This is a genomic window from Brevibacterium sp. CFH 10365 (genome assembly GCF_009299785.1).
Taxonomy (GTDB): Bacteria; Actinomycetota; Actinomycetes; order Actinomycetales; family Brevibacteriaceae; genus Brevibacterium; species Brevibacterium limosum.
In genome coordinates this window covers 77,635-99,968 of the sequence record NZ_VIGO01000005.1, presented here as the reverse complement: position 1 = coordinate 99,968, position 22,334 = coordinate 77,635, and the positions used below count along the sequence as shown (strand labels likewise).

At 64.4% G+C, this 22,334-nt stretch carries 17 protein-coding genes; 13 read left to right on the top strand and 4 right to left on the bottom strand.

Features of this window, described 5'->3' with window-relative positions; genetic code table 11:
• Nucleotides 1-54: 54 nt before the first annotated feature.
• Nucleotides 55-1,791, top strand: coding sequence for a class I adenylate-forming enzyme family protein (locus FHG09_RS11285; RefSeq protein ID WP_152347769.1), 1,737 nt, complete (start codon nucleotides 55-57; stop codon nucleotides 1,789-1,791).
• 43 nt (nucleotides 1,792-1,834) lie between these two features.
• On the opposite strand, the gene FHG09_RS11280 is transcribed toward FHG09_RS11285, so the two are convergent.
• From FHG09_RS11280 to FHG09_RS11270, 3 genes are read right to left on the bottom strand one after another with little or no spacing between them, the layout of a single operon-like run.
• The gene (locus tag FHG09_RS11280; protein ID WP_152347768.1) at nucleotides 1,835-2,068 is read right to left on the bottom strand and encodes a hypothetical protein; all 234 of its coding nucleotides are present in this window, start codon (nucleotides 2,066-2,068) and stop codon (nucleotides 1,835-1,837) included.
• A gap of 38 nt (nucleotides 2,069-2,106) precedes the next feature.
• Nucleotides 2,107-4,710, bottom strand: coding sequence for an AAA family ATPase (locus FHG09_RS11275; RefSeq protein ID WP_152347767.1), 2,604 nt, complete (start codon nucleotides 4,708-4,710; stop codon nucleotides 2,107-2,109).
• Complete coding sequence (locus tag FHG09_RS11270) at nucleotides 4,707-5,840, bottom strand: metallophosphoesterase family protein (protein ID WP_152347766.1); 1,134 nt, start codon at nucleotides 5,838-5,840, stop codon at nucleotides 4,707-4,709. Before FHG09_RS11270 ends, FHG09_RS11275 begins: the two co-directional genes overlap by 4 nt.
• 222 nt (nucleotides 5,841-6,062) lie before the next feature.
• Between FHG09_RS11270 and FHG09_RS11265 the strand changes: the two genes are divergently transcribed.
• From FHG09_RS11265 to FHG09_RS20025, 4 genes are all read left to right on the top strand, one after another.
• Complete coding sequence (locus tag FHG09_RS11265; RefSeq protein ID WP_152347765.1) at nucleotides 6,063-6,887, top strand: ABC transporter ATP-binding protein; 825 nt, start codon at nucleotides 6,063-6,065, stop codon at nucleotides 6,885-6,887.
• 86 nt (nucleotides 6,888-6,973) lie between these two features.
• Nucleotides 6,974-8,017 (top strand): iron-siderophore ABC transporter substrate-binding protein, encoded by a 1,044-nt coding sequence (locus FHG09_RS11260; RefSeq protein WP_152347764.1) that lies wholly within the window; start codon nucleotides 6,974-6,976, stop codon nucleotides 8,015-8,017.
• Nucleotides 8,018-8,020: 3 nt separating this feature from the next.
• Entirely contained in the window at nucleotides 8,021-10,147 is a 2,127-nt protein-coding gene (locus FHG09_RS11255; protein ID WP_152347763.1) for an iron ABC transporter permease, read from the top strand.
• A 51-nt stretch (nucleotides 10,148-10,198) separates the two neighbouring features.
• The gene (locus tag FHG09_RS20025; RefSeq protein WP_227492713.1) at nucleotides 10,199-11,770 is read left to right on the top strand and encodes an alpha/beta fold hydrolase; all 1,572 of its coding nucleotides are present in this window, start codon (nucleotides 10,199-10,201) and stop codon (nucleotides 11,768-11,770) included.
• 46 nt (nucleotides 11,771-11,816) lie between these two features.
• Here the strand turns inward: FHG09_RS20025 and FHG09_RS11245 are convergent, their stop codons facing one another.
• Nucleotides 11,817-12,716 (bottom strand): LysR family transcriptional regulator, encoded by a 900-nt coding sequence (locus FHG09_RS11245; RefSeq protein WP_152347762.1) that lies wholly within the window; start codon nucleotides 12,714-12,716, stop codon nucleotides 11,817-11,819.
• Between the two features lie 64 nt (nucleotides 12,717-12,780).
• On the opposite strand from FHG09_RS11245, the gene FHG09_RS11240 reads away from it, so the two are divergent.
• The 8 genes from FHG09_RS11240 to nhaC all read left to right on the top strand — a co-directional run bounded on the left by FHG09_RS11240 (nucleotide 12,781) and on the right by nhaC (nucleotide 22,325).
• On the top strand, nucleotides 12,781-14,271 hold the full coding sequence (locus tag FHG09_RS11240; RefSeq protein WP_152347761.1) for a malate:quinone oxidoreductase: 1,491 nt from the start codon (nucleotides 12,781-12,783) through the stop codon (nucleotides 14,269-14,271).
• A gap of 215 nt (nucleotides 14,272-14,486) precedes the next feature.
• On the top strand, nucleotides 14,487-16,049 hold the full coding sequence (locus FHG09_RS11235) for an ABC transporter substrate-binding protein (RefSeq protein WP_152347760.1): 1,563 nt from the start codon (nucleotides 14,487-14,489) through the stop codon (nucleotides 16,047-16,049).
• A gap of 2 nt (nucleotides 16,050-16,051) precedes the next feature.
• Nucleotides 16,052-17,164 (top strand): ABC transporter permease, encoded by a 1,113-nt coding sequence (locus FHG09_RS11230; RefSeq protein WP_227492712.1) that lies wholly within the window; start codon nucleotides 16,052-16,054, stop codon nucleotides 17,162-17,164.
• The gene (locus FHG09_RS11225) at nucleotides 17,161-18,096 is read left to right on the top strand and encodes an ABC transporter permease (protein ID WP_152347759.1); all 936 of its coding nucleotides are present in this window, start codon (nucleotides 17,161-17,163) and stop codon (nucleotides 18,094-18,096) included. The genes FHG09_RS11230 and FHG09_RS11225 overlap by 4 nt, the downstream gene beginning before the upstream one ends.
• Nucleotides 18,093-18,884 carry an ABC transporter ATP-binding protein gene (locus FHG09_RS11220; RefSeq protein ID WP_152347758.1) on the top strand — a complete coding sequence of 264 codons (792 nt, stop codon included), beginning with the start codon at nucleotides 18,093-18,095 and terminating at the stop codon, nucleotides 18,882-18,884. The genes FHG09_RS11225 and FHG09_RS11220 overlap by 4 nt, the downstream gene beginning before the upstream one ends.
• Nucleotides 18,881-19,711, top strand: a complete 831-nt coding sequence (locus tag FHG09_RS11215) for an ABC transporter ATP-binding protein (protein ID WP_152347757.1) — start codon at nucleotides 18,881-18,883, stop codon at nucleotides 19,709-19,711. The genes FHG09_RS11220 and FHG09_RS11215 overlap by 4 nt, the downstream gene beginning before the upstream one ends.
• A gap of 23 nt (nucleotides 19,712-19,734) precedes the next feature.
• On the top strand, nucleotides 19,735-20,877 hold the full coding sequence (iadA, locus tag FHG09_RS11210; RefSeq protein ID WP_152347756.1) for a beta-aspartyl-peptidase: 1,143 nt from the start codon (nucleotides 19,735-19,737) through the stop codon (nucleotides 20,875-20,877).
• A complete protein-coding gene (gene nhaC / locus FHG09_RS11205; RefSeq protein ID WP_193627364.1) occupies nucleotides 20,874-22,325 on the top strand; it encodes a Na+/H+ antiporter NhaC in 1,452 nt (483 codons plus the stop codon). Before iadA ends, nhaC begins: the two co-directional genes overlap by 4 nt.
• Nucleotides 22,326-22,334: the final 9 nt, after the last annotated feature.

Genomic DNA, 22,334 nt, shown 5'->3' with positions numbered 1-22,334 from the left:
ACCGGGCCCGCAGCATTCTGCACGGGTCCGGTACAGCCTGCGAAAGGATGTTCGATGACGAACAGTTGGTTTGAGGACCGCCCGTGGATCACCACGATGGGCGACCTTGCTCAGGAGCCCTATGTGCTGCCGGATTCCACGCCGTTGGCCGATCTGGCCGACACGGTCGAAGCCCGTGGCGATGAGGAGGGCATCAACTACTACGGATTCACCCTGACCTGGGCGGAGTTCGATCGCTGGTCCACGGCGTTCGCCGCCTTCCTGGCGGGCCGCGGCATCGAGCCCGGCGATCGCGTCGGCATCTACGACCAGAACACCCCCGCTTTCGTCATCTCCACCTATGGGATCTGGAAGGCCGGGGCAACGGTCGTTCCGCTCAACCCCATGTACCGCGGGGAGCTCGAACACATCTTCGCCGATTCCGAACTCAAGGGACTCGTCGTCTCTCAGGCCGCTTATCTCGACCGGGTCAAGGACTATGCTGCGAACCTGCCCCTGGTCGTGCTCAGTGATGACCGGAGCTTCCAAACTGCTGGTCCCGATGCGATCTTCGCGATGTTCGACACAATGCCGGAATCCGACGAGCTGCCCGCGGTCGAGGGGCGTTTCGCGTTCGCTGACGCTGTGAACGACAACCTCGACACCGACTTCACCCCGCACTCCCCTGCTCCCGCGGATCTCGGTCTCATCGCGTATACGTCCGGAACCTCGGGACGGTCGAAGGGAGCGGCGGCCAGTCATGCGAATATCTCGAGCAATTCGCGCTACTGCCTGCGCAATCCGGTCCTGGGTCCCGGCGACGGCTACGTCTCCTTGGCACCGCTCTTCCACATCACCGGGTTCATCTGCCAGTTCCTTGCATCCGTGGCCGGCGGTGCCCGGTTCATCCTCAACTATCGTTTCGAACCCGGTTCGCTCATCGCTCTGTGCGATCGGGAGAAGCCGGCTTATATGGCCGGCCCCGCCACGATCTACACGGCGATGATGGCGCATCCGGATTTCAGTGCGGAGAAGTTCGCTTCCTTCAAGTCCCTCATGTCCGGTGGAGCCCCGCTGCCTGAGGGATTGGTCAACAGATTCGAGGACCGCGCGAAGATCTATGTCGGTCAGGGCTACGGCCTCTCGGAGACCTGCGCTCAGGTCGCCACCGTGCCGCACGGTTTCCAGGCCCCGGTCGATCCGGACAGCGGGAATCTCGCCTGTGGTCTGCCGCAGCCGGACGTCATGATCCGCATCCTCGATGATGACGGTCAGCCGGTGGGCCCCGGCGAAGTCGGAGAGGTTGCGATCTCCGGGCCGCAGGTGGTCTCCAGCTACCTCAACAATCCTCAGGCCACGGCCGAGCAGATCCCGAATGGCGAGCTGCACACCGGAGACGTCGGATTCATGAATGAGGACGGGTGGCTGTTCATCGTCGACCGGAAGAAGGACATGATCAACGCGTCCGGCTTCAAGGTGTGGCCGCGTGAGGTCGAAGATGTGCTCTACACGCATCCTGCCGTGCAGGAAGCGGCCGTCGTGGGCATCCCCGATGACTACCGCGGCGAGGATGTGGCGGCCTTCGTCACTCTGCAGCCAGGCGCCGAGGCGACTGCAGAGGAGATCATCACCTTCTGCCGCGAGAAGCTCGCTTCCTATAAGGCTCCCCACCGGGTGACGTTCATCGATCAGCTGCCGAAGACGAGTTCCGGAAAGATCCTGCGGCGGACGATCCGCGCCGATGCCGTCGAAGCCGCCCAAGCAGCCAAAGCGGCAGCGGGAGCTGCCGGAGCGGCCGGGTCCGCCGACTGAGGCAGGAGCGCCAGGGGCGCTGCTTCACACCCGCAGGAGTCGATCAGGGGATGCGGGAGGCTGGATACTGATCAGCCTCACGAATGATCTCCGGAGTCTGGTCTTCGTCCTCGATGATGCCCGCCAGCTCCCAGCGGCCGTGAACCGGGCAGCGCTGAAAGCGGTACGCACCGAAGCGGATCGATTTGAATGAGACCAGCGGAATCCAGCGGGTCCGGTAGTAACCGCCGCCGGAGCATCCGACGATGACTTCATCGGCATAAGTCCTGTTGCTCATAACCTCAGGTTAGCGCATGGGTCCTTGTCGGCTGCGGTTCAGCTCAGGCTGACCGTTTCGGCGCCGCCGATGGAGCCGAAGCGGTCAGGCTGGCAGGTGAGCAGGATGACCTGGGCCCTGCGCCCGACATTGCCGAGGATGACGTTGAGTGCGGCCAGGCGCTTCTGGTCGGAGAAGCCGAAGGCATCGTCGAGGATGACCGGGGCACCGGAGTCCTCGTCGACGAGGGTGGCCACGGCGAGACGGCCGATGAGCGCCAGCTGTTCCTTAGTCCCGCCTGAGAGCGCATCGAAGGCAACGGTGCGTCCGTCGAGTGTGCGGGAGACGATCTCGAGATTCTCGGAGATCTCCACTGACAGGCCCTGGCCGAAGATCACCCGTCCCAGCTTTTCGATCGCGTCCTTGAACGGTGCGACATATCTGCGCTGGGCCTCTTCCTTGTGCGTGAGCACGGTGTCACGCAGCAGCCTGATCGCATTCGCCTGCCGTTGCAGGCGTGCCAGCCTCGACTGCATGGACTCCACGGTCTGCTCTGCGGCTTTGAGCTTGTCGTAGATGCCTTCTGCCGCACGATCGTCGATGAGGGCCGAGAGTTGGTCGACTTTTTGCCGGTCCTTCTCCTGCTGCTTCTGTTTGCTCTCGACGAGCTGGAGAGCGTTCTGCAGTCGCATCTCCAGGGTCTCGGGATCGGCGGCTTCATACTGAGAACGTGCGGCAGCGACCTCATCCTCCAACTGTGACAGTGTCGTCGCGGCTGCAGTCAGCGCTTCGTCGAGGGACTCATCGGAGTTCGCTTCCCTGTCCGTGCTCAGGCGGGTGCTGAGGTTGTGCAGCGTTGTCGCCGCCTGCTCATGCGCCGACTGCGCCCGCACTGCGGCCACACGCGCCTCGTCTCGGTCGACGCGAATGCGCTCGAGATCCGTCCTTGCCGTTTCGACCGCCGCGCTCGCGTCGTCGACGGCCGCCGCCGTCGACTCGACTCGGGCTTCGAGGTCGCCGATCGAGGACTCGGACTCAGTCGGCCCTGCTGAGTCCCTCGCCACGTGCTCGGCCCGGGACAGTGCCGCATCGAGTCTGTCTCGGTCGTCGTCTCCGATGAGCACACGAAGCGTCGATGTGGCTTCTGCCAGCACAGCCTCGGCGTCGGTGCGCACCTCACTGCGTTCGCGTGCCTGTTCAAGCGTGCCCACGCCGAGGCGGTAGAGTTCGGCGTCGAGCCGGGTCTGAGCGGTTTCGAGTGCCCGGTCGAGTTCCGCCGGCGACTGCCCCGGACGCACGGTGATATCGACGACGGAGTCGACGCGGATCCGCAGGTCGGTGGTGACGGCGAATTCCTCAGCGGAATCCTTCGGTACTTCGGTTCCGTCGATGCTCACCGCAGTGTCGCCGAGGCGACGGGCGACGATCTGTGCTGCGGCGGCGGTCTTCGCGTTCCGCGCAATACGCAGCTCGGTGATCAGGTCGCCGAGGTCCTCGACGTCCTTCGCGGTCACGGCGATCGACCCGATCGTCGCTTTCGCTTCGGCGGCTCTGCGTTCCTGTTCGCGGATATCGGCCAGCCTCTTCCGGAGAGAGTCGACTTCTCTGCGTGCGCGGGCTCGAGCGAGATCGACGGATGCGGCCTTCGCCGCTTCCTGCGCGCTCACGAGTTCGGTCTGCTTGGCTTCGAGGCTCTTCTGCGCCTCGGCGAGCGACGAGTCCTCCTCCTGCTGGGCGGCCGTGACTTTCTCGACTGCGTCGTCGGCAGTCTGGGCGGCCTTTTCAGCCGTGGTCACTTCGGTGATGAGTGCCTGGCGTCGGTCGCGTGTCTCCTCGGCACGCTGACGTTCTCGCTGTGCGGCACCTGCGCGTTCGAGGGCACGGTCGAGTTCGGTCTTGAGTCCGGCCACGGCCTGCACGGCCTCTTCGGCCTCTTCGCGCTCGGCCGCTGCCGATGTCAGTTGGGTGTGCACACTCTTCAGCCGGTCCGTCGCTCGAGCATGCCGGTCGACGAGCGCGTCCATGTCCGTGCTGCGAGCCTCCAGCTCACGATGCTGCTCTTCGGCGGCGGGGAGTTCCTCGGTGAGTCTGCGCAGCTCACCTGTCTCTTTGCCTTTGGCTGTGAAGAACCTCAGGTATTCGGTTTCGACTCTGTCAAGGAAGGCATCGTGGTCAGCCGGTTCCTCTCCAGCCTCGCCCAGAGCACCGTGCAAGGCCTTGATCTCGGCCAGTGAAGCCTGATCGAGGCTGCGGCCCTGAGCGACATCGAGGGCATCGAGCAGGTCGACGTCGACGGTTTCGTCGAGGATCGCCGAGAACCGCTCGTGTGCTTCGCTGCCGCTGAGCTGCTCGGGGACGGGCTTGACAATGCTCAGTTCGGTGAAGGGCTGTTTGATCCAGCGTTTGCGGTACCGGACTTCGTAGTCTCCGGTGCTCAGGTGCAGTTCGACCTGCGGACCGACGTCGGAGCCGACCGGCTGGGTGTCTTTGACACTGGCCTTGCGGGAGCTGTCTTTGTCCTCGCGCAGCTGTGTGATGGCCTGGTGGATCGAGGACTTCCCGATCTCATTCGGGCCTTCGACGATCGTCACTCCGGCGCCGAAGTCGACGGTGGCGTCGCTGATGGCCCGATAGTCGGTGAGGCGGATGGAATGGAGTCTCATGAACCGCTCCTGGAGAATCGGAAGAGCAGTCCGAGGGCGTCTTGGGCCGTGACTGCTGAGTCGTCGTCTGCTGCGGCTCGGGCAGAGAGCTCGTCGAGGGTCTCCTGCAGGTATCCGCTCAGTCCGAGGTCGGCGAAGTCCTCGTCGGCGGCGACGACCGCCAGGTCCATGTGCCGCTCCCAGAGCGAGACGAGGGCGAACAGGTCGGAGAAGTGTTCGAGCTGTTCATCGAGACGCGCTTTCGCCGCTGTCGGCAGAGTGCCGCGCAGGATCAGCCACACCGCTGTGCGGTCTTTGTCGGGAACGGCGTTCATCCGCTCTTCGAAATCGGTGACATCGTCGGCGGAGTTGAGGTCGGCTTCGATGACGGTGAAGGCCCATGTGCCGACGTGGATCTTCTCGACGTCGGCCCGATGGGTGTCGGCGTCGATATCGACGAGGAGCACATTGCCCGGGTCGGTCTCTCGCCGAGAGGTCACTTCCGGCGCTCCGGGGTACCAGATTCGGTCCGCGACTTCGAAGGTCGCATGCCGATCACCGAGTGCGACGAACTGGGCTCGGTCCTCACGCAGCAGCGTCTGCAGATGGTCGGTGTCGATTGTGGCCAGTGATTCCCTGTCCGGGTCGAGGACGCTCACCGCTCCGTGACCGGCGATGACGCGGATATCACCGGCAACCGCCTCGGCGAGGTCGTTCGTCGCTGCGGCGATGAGATCGCCTTGGGGATGTTTGGAGAACCAGGGCGCACCGACGATCTCGACTCCGGGGACGACGGCGAAGGGATCGCTGTCGCGCAGGACGTGGACATGAGAGGGCACCCGTGAGGTGAAAGCCTGGGAATCGTAGATCGATGCGGCGTCCAAGGGGTCGTGGTTGCCGGGCAGGAGCACGACCGGGACGGTGAACGCGTTGAGGACTTCGAAGGTGCGGGCGATGATCGCCCGGTCGAGCTGGTTGGTTTCGAACACGTCACCACAGACGAGGACGAACTCCGCGCGGGTCTCGGCGGCGAGCGCACCGATGCGGGCAACGGCGTCGAGGCGGGCGCGGTGGAACCTCGGTCGCGCTTCTTCGCTGAGGTAGTGCGCGGTCATGCCCAGCTGCCAGTCCCCCGTGGCGATGAATCTCATCAGCTCCTCCTCGTCTCGATCCCATCCTACGGTCGCGGGTTCACCATATCCGCCGACACTGACATAAGTGATACACAGCACACATCCGGTCGTGCTCAGCCGCCCCACCTGGGCGGATGCTGCCGACAGCCGAACAGATGCGTCCTGCGGGCGCGTTCGCACCACCGATTGCCGCCCCGCAGGCATACCCGCACTCCATGAGTTAGGTTAGGCTAATCATTTGTGAATGCGATTGCACTGACTGCCACCGGCCTCAATCTGGGCTACGACCGCACCGAAGTCGTCCACGACGTGAGCCTGACGATCGTTCCGGGTCGAGTGACCGCTCTGCTCGGACCCAATGGGTCGGGAAAGTCGACCGTCCTGCGGTCGTTGGCTCGGCTCCACCCGATCGCCTCCGGCGATGTCGTGATCACCGACGCCGACGCCCACACTCCGTCGAACACGCTGACGGCCAGAGAATTCGCCCGCTTCGTCACTCTGCTGTCTCAGTCGCGACCTCACCCGTCGGGCCTCAGCGTCCGTGAGATCGTCACTTTCGGTCGCCACCCGCACCGCAGGCGATTCGCCGGACTCACAGAGGCCGATCGCAGCGCCGTCGATCGCGGCCTCTCCCTCACCGGCACGATGACGATGGCCGAGCGTCCGGTCGACCAGCTCTCCGGAGGAGAACTCCAACGCGTCTGGCTGGCGACCTGTCTGGCGCAGGACACCGGTGTGCTGCTGCTCGACGAGCCGACGAACCATCTGGATCTGCGCTACCAAGCGGAGATCCTCGACCTCATGCGCGAACTCGCCGATGACCACACCATCGCCGTCGGCGTCGTCCTCCACGATCTCGAGCATGCGGCCACCGTCGCCGACCATGTGGTCCTGCTCGAACAGGGTCGCATCCGCTCGGTTGGCACCTGCGAGGAAGTCTTCACCGCCGATGTCCTCAGCGAGGTCTATGGCCTGCCGATCTCCACCCGAATCGATGCAGACACCGGCCTGGTCAGGGTCGAAGCCCTCCACCGACGGACTCGCCGCCCGGCCGCAGCCCTCTGAGCGCCCGCACCACACCTTTTGACGTTCATACCCAGAAATCGCACCACCTCATCTCCGATCGCCGATCGGTTCACAGAAAGAACACCATGACCACAACACCTCTGTCGCGCACCTCATTCGCCGCCTTCGCTTCGGCAACGGCGGTCTGCGCGCTGGCCCTGACCGGGTGCGGGACGACCGACACCGATGCCCCCGCCGATGCGAAGTCACAGACCTCGGCATCATGCGCGGACGACTCGAGCACCACCTCGGCGGATCCGGTCACAGTCACCGACGACACCGGCCATGACGTCAGCCTGGACAAACCGGCGGCGAAGGTCGTCTCCCTCGAGTGGCAGTACACCGAGGACCTCCTGTCCCTGTGCGTCGACCCGGTCGCCGTGGCCGATGCGAAGGGCTTCACCACCTGGGACACCGCGGAGAAGCTGTCCGAGGACGTCACCGATGTCGGCACTCGTCAGGAGCCCAATGTCGAGTCGATCCTGTCGGCAGACCCGGATCTCGTCATCATCGAAACGGCGAACCGCAAAGACAAGATCGTGGGCCAGCTCGAGAAGCAGGGAATCCCGGTGATGGCGATGGCCGGTGCCGATGGGAAGGATCCCGTCAAGTACATGAAGGACACGTTCACCACCGTCGCCGAGGCGACCGGCCGCACCGAACGTGCCGAGACCGTCCTCGACGACTTCGATGCGAAGCTCGCGGAGTCGAAGAAGGCCATCGCCGAGGCGGACCCGACCACCACCGAATTCGTCTACTTCGACGGCTGGGTCAATGGGTCGAATGTGGCGCTGCGTCCCTTCGGCCAGGGTTCGCTCATCGGCGAGCTCGGTGAGGAGCTGGGGCTGAAGAACGCGTGGACCGGTGAAGTCGACCCCGCGTACGGACTGGGACAGACCGATATCGAGGGCATCTCGAAGGTCGGTGACGCGAACTTCTTCTACACGGGAACCGAGGATCCCGAGTCCGAGGACTATGTGGAGCTGCTGAAGAAGAACGACATCTGGGCGAACATCCCGGCTGTGAAGGATGACCGGACCACGGCCTTCCCCGCCGGAATCTGGACCTTCGGAGGGCCCAAATCCTCCGAGCAGGCGCTCGACGCCTACGTCGACGCGCTGACCGAATAAGCCGTGGCCTCTCCCCTGACCCGCCCGACGGCTGTCGGACCGGAACCGATCTCACCGACGGTTCCGGTTCGCGGCCGCAGTTTCGTCGGTGCGCTCTCGGCCCTCGGTGTCCTGTTCGGGCTCGCCGCCGTCCTCGTCGTCGCCTCCGCATGGCATATCACCCAGGGAACCTCGGGCATCGGTGTCAGGGAGCTGTTCACGGCCGTGACCGGCACGCTCTCCCCCGCCGAGGATGGCCCCAGTGCCCGTGACATCCTCCTCGGTTCCCGACTGCCGCGCGTGGGGGCGGGCATCCTCGTCGGCATCGCCCTCGGTGTCGCGGGAGCGCTGTTTCAGTCCCTGGCACGCAACCCGCTGGCTTCACCGGACACGCTGGCGGTCACCGGCGGTGCGTACTTCGCCGTCACCGTGGTCACGGCTTTCGGCATCGCGATTCCGGTCTGGGCCTCGGGAGGGGTGGCCTTCCTCGGCGGTCTGCTCGCCGCAGGCCTGGTCATGGGCCTGGCCGGAGGTGCCGGAGCCTCGACGACTCGGCTCGTTCTGGCCGGCACGGCCACGGCGATGGCGCTGCAGGCGGGGACGTCGACCCTGCTCATCCTCTTCGCCGAGGAGACGACGAGTCTCTTCTCCTGGGGTTCGGGCACTCTCAATCAGCTCGACGGCACCGCTGGTCTGCGCAGCATTCCGGTCATCGTCGTCATCGCCGGCGGAGCGATCCTGTTGTCGAGGCGGCTGGATCTGCTCGGCCTCGGTGATGATGCCGCCTCCGTGCTCGGGGTTCCGGTCCGGTCGACTCGCGCCCTCGGAATCCTCCTCGCCGTCATGCTCACCGCCACTGCGGTGACTCTGGCCGGGCCGATCGGTTTCGTCGGCCTCTGCGCCCCTGTCATCGCCCGGCTCCTCGCCCGTGTCGTACCGGCACTCGGCCGTCATGCGGTGCTCTTTCCGGCCGCCGGTCTCATCGGTGCGATCATCGTCATCGTCGCCGATGCCCTGCTGCGTGCCATCGTCGGCGCCACCGAGGCGATCACCCTGCCGTCGGGAGTGACGACGACCGTGCTCGGGTCGATCGTCCTCGTTCTGCTGGCGCGGTCGATGCGCACGGCATCTCCGGCGGCGGCCACCTCGGCGGCGAGGTCGACGGTGGTCGGTCCGCGCCGGGCCGGTCTCGTCATCGTCACCGGCGTCGCCGTCCTCATCGCCGTCGCCGCATTCGGTCTGCTCACCGGGGAACGGTTCTACCTCCTCGGCGATGTGCTGCTGTGGTTCCAGGACCGGGCGGCTCCAGTCATCGACTTCGCTTTCGACTCTCGGGCGCCGCGGGTCGCAGCTGCCCTGGCTGCCGGTGGCGCGCTCGGCCTCTCCGGCACTCTCGTCCAAGCCAGTGCGCGCAATCCTCTGGCCGAACCCGGGCTGCTCGGAATCACCGGCGGAGCGGGCTTGGGCGCCGTCATCGTCGTCACTCTCATCCCCGGTGCCGGGGTCGGGCTCGTGTCTGGAGTCGGCATCGTCGGCGGGCTGGTCGCCTTCGCCGTCGTCTATGGACTCTCATGGCGGGGCGGGATGAATACGGATCGCCTCGTCCTCATCGGCATCGGCCTGTGGTTCGGGTTCACTGCTCTGACCACCCTGTTCCTCGTCCGGGCGAATCCCTGGGACACTCCTGCCCTCTTCACCTGGCTGTCCGGTTCGACCTACGGGAGGGTGTGGGCCGATATCGCACCGGTCACCCTCGCTCTGCTCGTCGCAGTCCCGGTGGCCTTCGTCTGGACGCGTGAGCTCGACCTGCTCGCGCTCGATGATGACACCCCGCGACTGGTCGGAGTTCCGCGAGAACCGGTGCGCCTGGCGGTGCTCATCACGGCGGCCGTGCTCGCGGCGGTGAGCGTGTCGGCTGTCGGCGTCGTCGGATTCATCGGTCTCGTCGCCCCTCATGCTGCCCGCGCCCTGGTCGGCGCCCGCCATATCCGGGTCGTGCCCACGGCGATGCTCCTCGGGTCCGTGGGTCTCGTCGTCGCCGACGCCGTGGGTCGCACGGTCATCGCTCCGGCGCAGATACCGGCTGGTCTCATCGTCGCGCTCATCGGTGCCCCGTATTTCGTCTACCTGCTGGCGCGGTCGCGGGCGTGAACGCGGTGTAGGATCTGTCGTATTCTCATCCATCTCCGACAGGGGCGTCTGGTGGAGCTCGTCAAGTTCGACGGCATCGAGCTGGCCGTGGACCGCTTCGGGGCGTGCCAGGACGATACGGTGCTGCTCATCGCCGGTGGCGGACAGTCGATGGACTGGTGGACGCCCGATTTCTGCCGGATGCTCAGCGGGCACGGCTTCCAGGTCATCCGCTACGACCATCGGGACACCGGTCGGTCGACTGCGAGTCCGCCCGGCCGCCCGAGACACACCGGAGAGGATCTCGTCACCGATCCCCTTCGCATCCTCGACCAGCTCGGAATCGCGTGCGCTCATCTCATCGGGCTGTCGTTGGGAGGCGGCATAGCCCAGGTCATCGCTGTCAGATTCCCCGAGCGGGTGCGCACCCTGACGCTCATGGAGTCCTCCCCTGCTGGAGGAGACCCTGGACATCTGCCGCCACCGACAGCCGAAGTCCAATCGACCTTCGCCGCAGATCCCCCGGACATCGACTGGTGCGACCGGGCCGCTGTCGTCGACCATCGCGTCAACGTCGAACGCCCGTATGCGGGGTCGTCGGGATTCGACGTCCGCCGCACTCGGGAGATCGCCGCAACTGAGGTCGACCGGACCACGGACATGGAATCGTCGATGACCAATCATTTCCTCGTCGCCGCGGGCCCCGACGTCGATCCCGCCGCTATCGCCGCCCCCACGCTTGTCATCCACAGCACCGCGGACCCGTTGTTCCCCGCAGCACATGGTCGGGCACTGGCCGAGATGATCCCCCACTGCGACATTCTCATGCTCGAGGGAACGGGCCACGAAGCTCCTCCTCCGAGCCAGTGGAGCACGGTGATTCCCCGACTGCTCACTCACCTGCGGCAACCGACCGGTCCGGTCGGCAGCCTCGGCGACACCCCATCGTCCGACTCCAGCTGGTTGGACGATATCCGCAGGGGCTACGACATCGACGCCGAAAGCTACGCCCGCGAAGTGGAGGGGCTGCTCGAGGCCAGCCCCCACCTTCGGGCAAGTCTGCGCGTCTTTGCGGAGCTGATCGGCGAGGACACGGGAGAGCGCGTCGCCGACGTCGGCTGCGGCACGGGCTACGTGACCGGCTATCTCAATGATCTGGGAGTGAATGCCTTCGGCATCGACATCTCTCCTGAAATGCTGAAGATCGCTCGCCACGATCATCCCTCATGCCATTTCGAGATCGGCACGATGACGCAGCTGAGCGCAGAGGATGCACAGCTGGCGGGAATCGTCGCCTTCTGGTCGATTGTGCACGTTCCCGACAGTGCCATGCCCGGCGTCATGAACGAGTTTAGACGGGTTCTGCGGTCCGGAGGACTGCTGCTCGTGGGATTCCACGTCGGCGACGGTGCGGAACACACGTCACGGGGATATTCCGGACGGGCCGTCAGCTTCGACAGCTTCCTGAGACATCCGAACACCGTCGCGCAGTGGATGCGCGACGCCGGCTTCACGGTGCTCTCTGAGTTGGCTCTTCGCCCCGCTGATCCTTCGCCGGGTGCCCTCCTGCTCGCCCGTGCAGATTCTCAGCCGTCGGCCGCCTGCGCTGGGCCTGCCTCCAGTCCCGGGAGCGTTCACGAATGAGGTCGATGCGACGGGCTTCGGCGGCTCCAACCCGATCGCCCCGGTCTCACCTGCCCAGATCCCACTCCGCCACGAAGTCCCGCAGTCGCTGGACCACGCGGCTGGGACGGCGGACGGCCGTACATAGTGCGATCTCACGGACATAGCCGGGCCCCCGCAGCCCCACCTCGGCGATCGAGCCCATCGGCCGCACCGCCCGAGGGATCAGAGCCACGCCCATCCCTCTGCCGACGAATTCGCGGATCGTGGAGAACTCCGTCACCTCGATCTTGACCTGCGGGACGAAGCCGGCGGACTCGCACCACCGGTCGGTCAGCTCCCGCAGGTTGTACGTCGCGGGGGTGGAGATGAATTCCTCCTCAGCCAGCTGCGCCACGGTGACTTCGGCCCGATCGGCCAATCGATGATCGGCGGGCACGGCGGCGACGATCGATTGGTTCGCGACGATCTCGTGCGGAACCTCCGGCGGGGGCGGAATGATGATTGCCAAGTCAAGGACGCCGCGTTGCAGGTCGTCGACGAGTTCAGCACCGTGTGCCTGCTTGAGATCGAGGCGGATGCCGGGGTGGTCGCGATTGAAGGCGGCCAGCAGATCGGGCACCTCGCCGGCGCCCATCGTCAGGGGAAATCCGAACCGGATCGTGCCGTGTTCGGGGTCGGCCGCCTCGGCGCTGTCGATCAGCGCCGCATCGATCTCACGCAGGGGTGTGCGCACCCCATCCACGAGATCTAGAGCCGCCGTCGTCAGTCCGATCGCCCGGCCGCGCGGGACGATCAACGGCACACCGAGGTGGCGCTCGAGTGCGTGGATGCGTCGGCTCATCGTGGACTGAGGTATGCCGAGAGCGGCGGCGGCCTCGGTCAGGTGCCCGTCCTGGTCGGCCAGTTCGACGAGTTCCCGCAATGCCGTCAGCGGCGCCGTTCGAGCAGCGGGTGATCGTTCCATATTCGGATCATACAGTTCCGATAGCTCATTGGACGGATGATTCATTCGGGCGCAGGGTGAAAGCATGACGACGAACTCCGCACATTCCACGCACGTCCCCGATGCCGATGTCGTTCTCATCGGCGGTGGCATCATGTCAGCGACTCTGGGCTCGATGCTCGCTCTGCTCGAACCCCAGTGGCGCATCCTCATGCTCGAAGCCGCCGAGGACATCGCCGCGGAGAGCAGCGACCCGTGGAACAACGCCGGTACCGGGCATTCGGGGTACTGCGAGCTCAACTACATGCCCGATCCCGCGGACGGATCGAAGGCGTCCTCGATCGCCGAACAGTTCCACCTCTGTCGCCAGTGGTGGGCGCATCTGGTGCGGGAGGGACTGCTCGATCCGGACGAGTTCATCCATTCGTCCGCGCATATGAATCTCGTCTTCGGCACCGAGGATGTCGCGTATCTGCGCTCGCGCGTGGAAACGCTGCGCGTGGACCCTTTGTTCGCCGAGATGGAGTACACCGAGGACCCCGAGACCATTGCGCAGTGGGCTCCGCTGACGATGGAGGGACGACCGCACACCGGCGAGCCGATGGCCGCCGCCCGTCATCCTCGCGGCACGGACATCGACTTCGGTGCGCTGACTCGGGCGCTGACGGCGATCATCACCTCCGCCGCCGGTGAAGTGCGCACCGGCCACACTGTGACCGGGCTCGAACGCACCAGGGAAGTCTGGCAGGTCAGCGGGTCATCGGCGGTCGGACATTTCTCGGTGGGGGCGAAGGCAGTCTTCGTCGGCGCCGGAGGATTCGCGCTCAGGCTTCTCCAGAAGGCCAAGGTGCCGGAGGTGCGCGGCTATGCGGTGCTGCCGGTCGGCGCGGCGTTCTATCGGTGCTCGACCTCGGCCGTGACCTCCCGGCACCGGGCGAAGGTCTATGGTCAAACCGATGTGGGCGCCCCGCCGATGTCGGTGCCTCACCTCGACCGACGGATCGTCGACGGTCGGGAACATCTGCTGTTCGGCCCCTATGCGACCTTCAGCACGAAGATGCTCAAGCACGGTCGGCTCACCGATTTCTTCACTACTCTGCGACCGAACAATCTTCACGTCATCGCGGCGGCCGGCCTGCAGAACCTCAGCCTCGTGTCATTCCTCATCAAGGAGCTTGCGGCCCGGCCATCGCGGAAGTTCGCGCAGCTGCGTCGCTATTTCCCGCTCGCCCGACGGAACGAGTGGACGCTGCTGCCGGCCGGGCAGAGAGCACAGCTGGTCAAACCGGACCCGAGGAGGATCGGCGTCCTGCAGCAGGGCACCGAACTGGTCGTGTCCGCCGATGGGTCGATCGCGGGTCTCCTCGGAGCCTCCCCCGGAGCATCGACGGCGGTGCCGATCATGTTCGATCTGCTCAGACGGGCCTTCCCCGCCCAGTGGCACGGCCGCTGGAAGAACCAGATCGCCGAGGCGGTCCCCGACCTCGATCGCAGCGACTGGACCACCGAGGCGGTCGACCGCTCTCATACCGAGACCGATGAGGCACTCGGACTGGCTGAGGTCAGCTTCGGCTGATGCGCGCAGACTTCCGGTGTGCGTACTCACTCCCCCTCGCCAGGTGAGTCACCAGTGCGTCGACAGTAGCCGCAGATCAGAAACCCCGCATCGGCGATTGAGGCGTTGGCGGAAATGCACAGTGGAAAACACCCAGCATTGTGGCAGGTTGAATTGCATAGGAGGCTTTTCGACTCTAATGTGACTCACAACACTTACTGTTAGGGAGATCACACATGAGGCGTCTGACCCGCAATTTCGTCGCAATCTGCTCCACCCTCGCATTGACCGCCGGGCTTGCCGCCTGCGGCAGCGGCTCCGACGAAGCCGGCGGCGCCGGCGAAACGATCGTGGCCGAGACTGCCTTCAACCTCAAGACGATCGACCCGCATCGTCAGTTCGAGTTCACGGGATCGACCATCGACAATGCTGTCTACCAGACGGCTCTCGAATTCGAGGACGGTGACCTCACGAAACCGACCGATGGACTCTGCTCCTTCGAAATGTCCGACGACAGCAAAGAGATGACGCTGACCCTCAAAGATGAGGACGCGAAATTCTCCAACGGCGATCCCGTCACCGTCGACGACATCGTCTTCTCCTTCGAACGACTCCAAGGAATCAAGGGCAATCCCTCCTTCTTCCTCGACGGAGTGAGCGTCGAAAAGGTCGACGACGAGACCGTGAAGCTCATCAGCAAGGACCCCAACCCCGCATTGCCCTATATTCTTCCGAACGCCTCCATCGGGATCGTGAACTCGAAGGTGGTCAAGGAGAACGAGGGAACCACCGATGAGAACGACGGCGCCGAACAGTTCCTCAACGAGAACTCACAGGGCTCGGGACCGTACAAGGTGGAGAAGTACGACGCCGACAGTCAGGTCGTGCTGACCGCGAATGAGCATTACAACGGCCCCGAACCGAAGTACAAGCGAGTGGTCCTGCGCAATGTCTCGGCAGAGACCCAGCTGACAGATATCCAGTCGGGTCAGGCTCAGGTCGCCTACGATCTCAACTCCGATCAGGCGAAGCAGATCGACGAGTCCATGGGCAAGATCTCCAGCCTGCCCTCGACCCGCAGCCTCTACATCTTCAACAACACGGATGAGAAGATCGGCGGCCCCGCCGCAGATCCGAACTTCCGCAAGGCTGTGATGGCAGCGATCGACTACGACAAACTCATCGACCTCGCCGGTGAAGGATCACAGCGCATGGCCAGCCTGGTGCCGAACGAATTCGTCGGTGCGGTCTCGAAGGACGAAGCTCCTGAACGCGACCTCGCGAAGGCGCAGAAGCTGCTGAAGAAGGCCGGCTACGACGGGGAGAAGGTCCCCTTCCACTATTCGAGTGATCAGGCCGTCAACGGAGTCGACCTCGCGCAGCTCGCCGAGACTCTGCAGGCGCAGCTGAAGGAAGCCGACATCAACCTCGACCTCAAACCCGCCCCGAGCTCGACGCAGCTCGACGGCTTCCGATCCGCCAAACAGCCGATGGGCATCGGAACCTGGGGTGCGGACTTCCCCGATCCGACGAACTACAACGTCTTCATCCCCGGAGGCAGCGTCGCCGAACGCGTGAACTGGAACGAAGACCCACAACTGAAAAAGCTGGCGGACGAAGCAGCCAAGGCAAAGGGCGATGCGCGCGATTCCGCCTACGCGAAGCTGTTCAAAGCGACCACCGATACCGCGGTGTGGATCCCACTCGTCCAACCGGTCGACACCGTCGCCGTCGGTTCGAGCATCACGAAGTTCGTGTCCAACGCCGACGTCTCGTTCGACTTCGCAAAGGCAGAGTGAGGATGGCGGAAGCCACCACAGCACCACAGGGCGGGCAGACTGCGCCCGCGCCTGATGACACGGACGCGGCTCAGCGAATCAAACCGCCGAAGCTCCATCCGCTGCTCCGATTCATCCTCATCCGGATCGGGATCTCGATCATCCTGATCTGGGGCGTAACTGTGGTGACGTTCCTACTCACCAACCTCGTACCCACCGACCCGGTCGCCGCCATCCTCGGCGACCGGGCCGCGGCGGATCCCGAGATCGTCGCGCAGACACGGGCGAAGCTCGGGCTCGACCAACCGCTCATCGTCCAGTACTTCACCTATCTCGGCAATCTCCTGCAGGGTGATCTGGGTGTGTCCAACCAGACGCGCACACCGGTGCTCGCGTCGATCGGGCAGGTCTTTCCCGCCTCGATCGAGCTCGGCATCGGAGCCATCCTCATCTCCGTCATCCTCGGTCTGCTGCTCGGACTGCTCAGTGCACTCAAGCAGAACACGATCGTCGATCACGCGATCCGCACGCTCAGCCTCATCGGCATCTCCGCACCGACCTTCTGGATCGCGACCGTCGCCTACTTCGTCTTCTTCTTCAGACTCCGCGTCGTTCCCGGCGCCGGACGACTCGACCCGTGGATCACACCGCCTCCTAAGGTCACCGGACTCTATACCGTCGATTCCCTCCTCGCTGGTCAGATGGCGACCTTCACGAACGCTCTCGGCCACCTCATTCTGCCCTCGTGCGTGCTCGCACTGTTCACAATCGGACTGCTCACCCGCTTCAGCCGCTCCAGCGTCCTCGACATCATCAGATTCGACTACGTCACCGCGGCGAAGGCCAAAGGCCTGCCAAGCAGAACCGTGGTGTTCAAGTACATCTTCCGCGGCGCACTGGTCCCGATCATCACCGTCGTCGGACTCGCCTTCGGATCCCTGCTCTCCGGAGCGGTCCTCACGGAGACGGTGTTCGCCTGGAACGGTCTGGGCCAATATGCCTACCGCGGGGCGACGACGCTCGATCTGCCGGTCATCATGGGCGTCGGCCTGGTCATCGGCGTCGTCTACATCCTCGTGAACTTCATCGTCGACCTGATCTACGGCTTCGTGGATCCGAGAGTGAGGGTGAGATGAGCATCGGCACCCCGAAGCACCCGGCCAATGCCCCTACCGGCACCGAGGCGGCTCCGCGCGATCCCGTCGACCCCGGGCTGAAGAGGTGGCAGATCCGCTTCCCGAAGGCTCTGCGCACTCCGTTGGGGTTCGTCGGTGCGGGCATCCTCGTGCTCTGGCTGATCGTGGCGATCTTCGCACCGCTCCTTGCCCCGTTCGATCCTCTGGCTCAGAACTTCCCCCGGCTCTCGGCCCCAAGCAGTGAGAATCTGCTCGGCACCGACACCCTGGGGCGAGACGTGCTCTCCCGTATCCTCGTGGCCGCCCGGACCACCTTGCCCGCCGCGGTGTTCGTCGTCATCTGTTCGGCACTGCTCGGCTCGGTCCTCGGTGCCATCGCCGGATACTTCGGTCGAGCCGTCGATGAGATCATCATGCGCATCGCCGATCTGGTGTTCGCCTTCCCTACGATCATCCTCGCCATGGTCATCGCAGCCGCACTCGGGCCGGGACTGAAGAACGCGATCATCGCGATCCTGCTCGTGTCCTGGCCGTCCTACGCACGTGTCACCAGGTCACTGGTGATGACCGCGCGCAGCAGCGAATACGTCATCGCCGGGCGCCTGCTCGGCTTCAGCGCGGGCAGATCATTGGTCCGCGAAATCGCTCCGAACGTCATCTCTCCTGTGGTTGTGCTCGCCACCCTCGACGTCGGTTCGGCGATTCTCACGATGGCAGGACTGTCGTTCCTGTCTCTCGGCGCCGTTCCGCCGACCCCGGATTGGGGCGCAATGATCAGCGAAGGAGTCTCCCAGTTCGCTGCCTGGTGGATCGCGTTCTTCCCCGGTCTGTGCATCCTCACCATCGTCATGGCGTTCAATTTCATCGGTGACAGTCTGCGCGACAGTCTTGACCCGCATACTGCCCAGGAAGTTGGTGAGACGACCTCATGAGCATGATCAGCATCAGAGATCTCAATCTCTCTGTCACCACGGGCAAGCAGACTACTCATATCCTCAAAGATGTCTCTTTCGACCTCGAAGCAGGTCGCATCACCGGAGTCGCAGGGGCGTCTGGTTCCGGTAAGACCCAGACCGGCCTGGCCATCATGGGGCTCTCTCCCGCGGGCGCGGAGCTGAGCGGGAGCATCGACTTCGACGGAGTCGAACTGGTGGGTATGCCGGGCAAGCAGCACAACCGTCTGCGCGGGGTGCAGCTGTCCATGGTCTTCCAGGATCCGGCCTCGGCGTTCCATCCCATGCTCACGGTCGGCGACCAGATCACCGACCACTTTCGACACCACCAGAAAGTGTCGAAGAAGGAAGCCCTGGCCAAAGCCATCGACATCCTCGGTCAGACCAGGGTCCCGCACCCAGAGGAAGCGGTGAAGAAGTACCCGCACCAGTTCTCCGGCGGACAGCTGCAGCGAATCGCCTTCGCCTCGGCAATCATCTGCGACCCGAAGGTTCTCATCGCCGACGAACCGACCACGGCACTCGATGTCACTGTTCAGGCAGGCATCCTCCGTCTGCTCAGGGACCTCTGCGACGACCTCGACCTCGCTGTCCTTCTCGTCACTCACGATTTCGGTGTGCTGTCGTCGGTGGCGGACACCATCGTGGTGATGAAGAACGGCGTCGTCGTTGAGACCGGAGACCGGGAAACGGTCATCACAGCGCCTGAGCACGAATACACCCGCTCACTTATCGAATCACTGCCGGGAGCAGAGGTTACACAATGACATCGGTTGACTACTCGCAGACCGCGGCAAGCGACGAGACCACTGCCTCGGAAGCACCCCTGCTCTCACTCGATTCCGTGTCATGCGAATACAAACTCGATGGCGGGGGACGCTTCCGCGCCGTCGACGGAGTCTCGTTGCAGCTCGGCCGTTCTGAAGTGCTCGGGCTCGTCGGAGAATCCGGCTGCGGCAAATCCACGCTGGCCAAACTCATCTGCGGCCTGGAGAAACCAGCCGGTGGACAGATCTCCTTCTACGGCAACTGCGTGAAAGCGCTGGGATTGAAGAAGCGTGCGAAGAGCCTGCTGGGAATCCAGATGGTCTTCCAGAATCCCTACGCCTCGCTCAATCCACGTCGACGCATCCGCGACCAGCTCGAAGACGCGCTGGCCCTGGATCCGTCTGGACGCTGGACTGTCGAGTCACTCCTCGACGCAGTCGACCTTCCAGCCAACGCATCAGGACGCTACTCGCATTCGTTCTCCGGGGGTCAGCGTCAGCGCATCGCGATCGCTCGTGCTTTGGCGGCGGGCCCGAAAGTGCTCATCGGCGATGAGCCGATCGCCTCTCTTGATGCTTTCCTGCAGGCCCGAATCGCACGCATGATGCGCGACCTGGCCATCAGTTCCGGGGCGTCGATGATCTTCATCAGCCATGACCTCTCGGTGGTCCGTGACATCGCCGACCGTGTGGCAGTGATGGAGGCAGGCAGGATCGTCGAGGTCGGTTCGACGGAACAGATCTGGAACGATCCGCACCATCCCTATACAAAGAAGCTCCTCGCTGCCATCCCACAGGTCGACGGCAAGGGGATCATACCTGGTTAGCCGCGGCAAGGAGAGGACATGACATGGTGACATTGTTGCAAGGGGCCGAAGTCTTCGCCCCGGAACGACTCGGACGGCAGGACATCCTCATCGAGGGGCGGCAGATCACTTTCATCGGTGACGTTCCCGTCGAAGCAGTGACCGACCTGCCTCATGCCACTGTCATCGATGCCCGCGGTCTGACCGCCACACCGGGATTCATCGACCCGCACGTCCACATCGCCGGTGGCGGCGGTGAAGGCGGGTACGCCAACCGCACCCCGGAGATCCTCGTCAGCGACATCGTCAGCGCCGGGGTGACCACGGTGGTCGGCTGCTTGGGAACCGACGGGGTGACTCGCAGCCATGCGGATCTCCTCGCCAAGGCCCGAGGGCTCGAGGGCGACGGCATCTCCACGTATATCTACACAGGCAGCTACCAGGTCCCGGCACGAACGCTGACCGGCACCGTCGTCGACGATGTTGTCCTCATCGACAAGGTCATCGGCGTCGGCGAGGTCGCGATCTCGGATCGGCGTTCTTTCCAGCCCACCGTAGAAGCATTGGCCGAGCTCGTCAGCCACAGCTACGTCGGTGGGCTGCTCAGCGGAAAAGCGGGCGTCACCCACTTCCACGTCGGACCGTACGCGTCGCGTCTGACCCCGCTGCACCGGCTGCTCGACGAGTACCCGATCGCCCCACAGGCCGTCTATGCCACTCACGTCACCAGGAGCCCTGAGCTACTGGCCGATGCGGTGAACCTCGCGGCCAAGGGCGCCGCCGTCGACATGACCGCAGGTTCGACGACCGCAGAGTCGGTCAGAGACTACATCGAACTCGGCGGCGACCTCACCCGACTCACTCTGTCGTCGGACGCCAACGGCAGTCTGCCCGAATTCGACGTAGACGGAAGGCTGATGGGCCTGGGTGCAGCCAAGCAGACCACACTCTACGAACAGGTGTGGGGGTGTGCCGAATTGCCCGGTATGGATCTGTCTCAGGCCCTCGCCCTCGTCACCTCCAATACGGCAGATGCTCTCGCGCTCGGGCACAAGGGCCGCATCCGCAGCGGGTGCGACGCCGACGTCCTCCTCACCGATGACCAACACAGCATTCAACTCGCATTTGCCCGGGGACGCGAGATCGTCCGCGACGGCGAACCCCAGATCCGAGGGACTTTCGAATGAGCCACGAACCCGGCACCACGACCCCCACTGCCGACGTCGAGGGGAAGCTCCCGCCGCTGGGATGGTCTCTGGTTCCCCTGGCCGCGATGCTCGTGCTGCTGGCCGTGGGCTACGGCGTCCTCGGCCTCGCCCCGGAACCGTTGTTGATCCTGTCTGCGATCATCGCCGGCGTGGTGGCTCTGCGCATGGGGCTGACCTGGGAGGATATGCTGCTGGGGATCAGAGAGAAGCTCGATACGGCGATGCCGGCTCTGCTTGTGCTCATCTCCATCGGCATCCTCATCGGCACGTGGATGATCGCCGGAACCATTCCGATGATGATCTACTACGGTCTCGGCCTCATCAGCGCGAAGTTCATCGTCCTCATCGCCTTCGTCATCTCGGCGATCGTCTCGGTCATCACGGGAACGTCCTGGGGCTCGGCCGGAACAGTGGGCGTGGCCCTCATGGGCATCGCCACGGGCCTCGACGCCCCGCTGGCAGCGACAGCAGGAGCGATTGTCGCGGGCGCGTACTTCGGCGACAAGCTCTCTCCGCTGTCGGATACGACGAATCTGGCTCCGATAGCTGCGGGAACCACACTGTGGGAGCACATTCGCCACATGCTCTACACCACGGTCCCGGCCACAGCCGTGGCGCTGGCGCTCTACCTGTTCGTCGGCATCAATCAGCACTCGGGCGGCACCGATTCGGACCAGATCAGCGCCGTCACAGGGACCTTGGAGGGTCTGTTCTCCTTCAACGTCCTCCTGCTTCTGCCGATGGTCATCGTCCTCGCCGGAGCCGTGCTCAAACTGCCGACGCTGCCGACGATCATCGGATCGTCACTGGTGGCCGGGATCCTTGCGGCGATCTTCCAGAAGGTCAGCGTCGAATCGATCTTCGCCTCGACGGTCGACGGATTCACCCCGGACATGCTCGAAGTCGGGCCCTCGACGCTCGAGAGTCTGGACCCCGATGTCGTCGAGTTGGTGTCGCAGGGCGGGATGGCGTCGATGACCGGTGTCATTCTCATCGCGTTCAGCGCCTTCGCGTTCGCTGGGATAATGTCGAAGTCCGGAGCCCTCGAAACCATCATCCGCTCGCTGCTGAAGTTCGTGAAGCGCACGGGAGACCTCGTGCTCTCAACTGTTCTGTCATGCGTCACGATGGCCGTCGTGACCGGCAACTCCTATCTCTCGATCATCGTGCCGGGCGAACTGTTCAAGAAGGCCTACGCCGACCGCGGTCTGGATGCCAAGAACCTCTCGCGCACTCTCGAGGACTCCGGCACCGTTGTCGTCCCACTCATTCCGTGGTCCTCAGCGGGCGTCTACATGGCAGGCGTCCTTGGGGTCTCCGTCCTCGACTATGCGCCGTGGGCGGTGTTCTGCTACGTCGGCTTCGCGTTCGCCATCATTCTCGGCTACACCGGTTTCGGCATCGCCGAACGTCGCCGAGACAACTGATCTGATTTC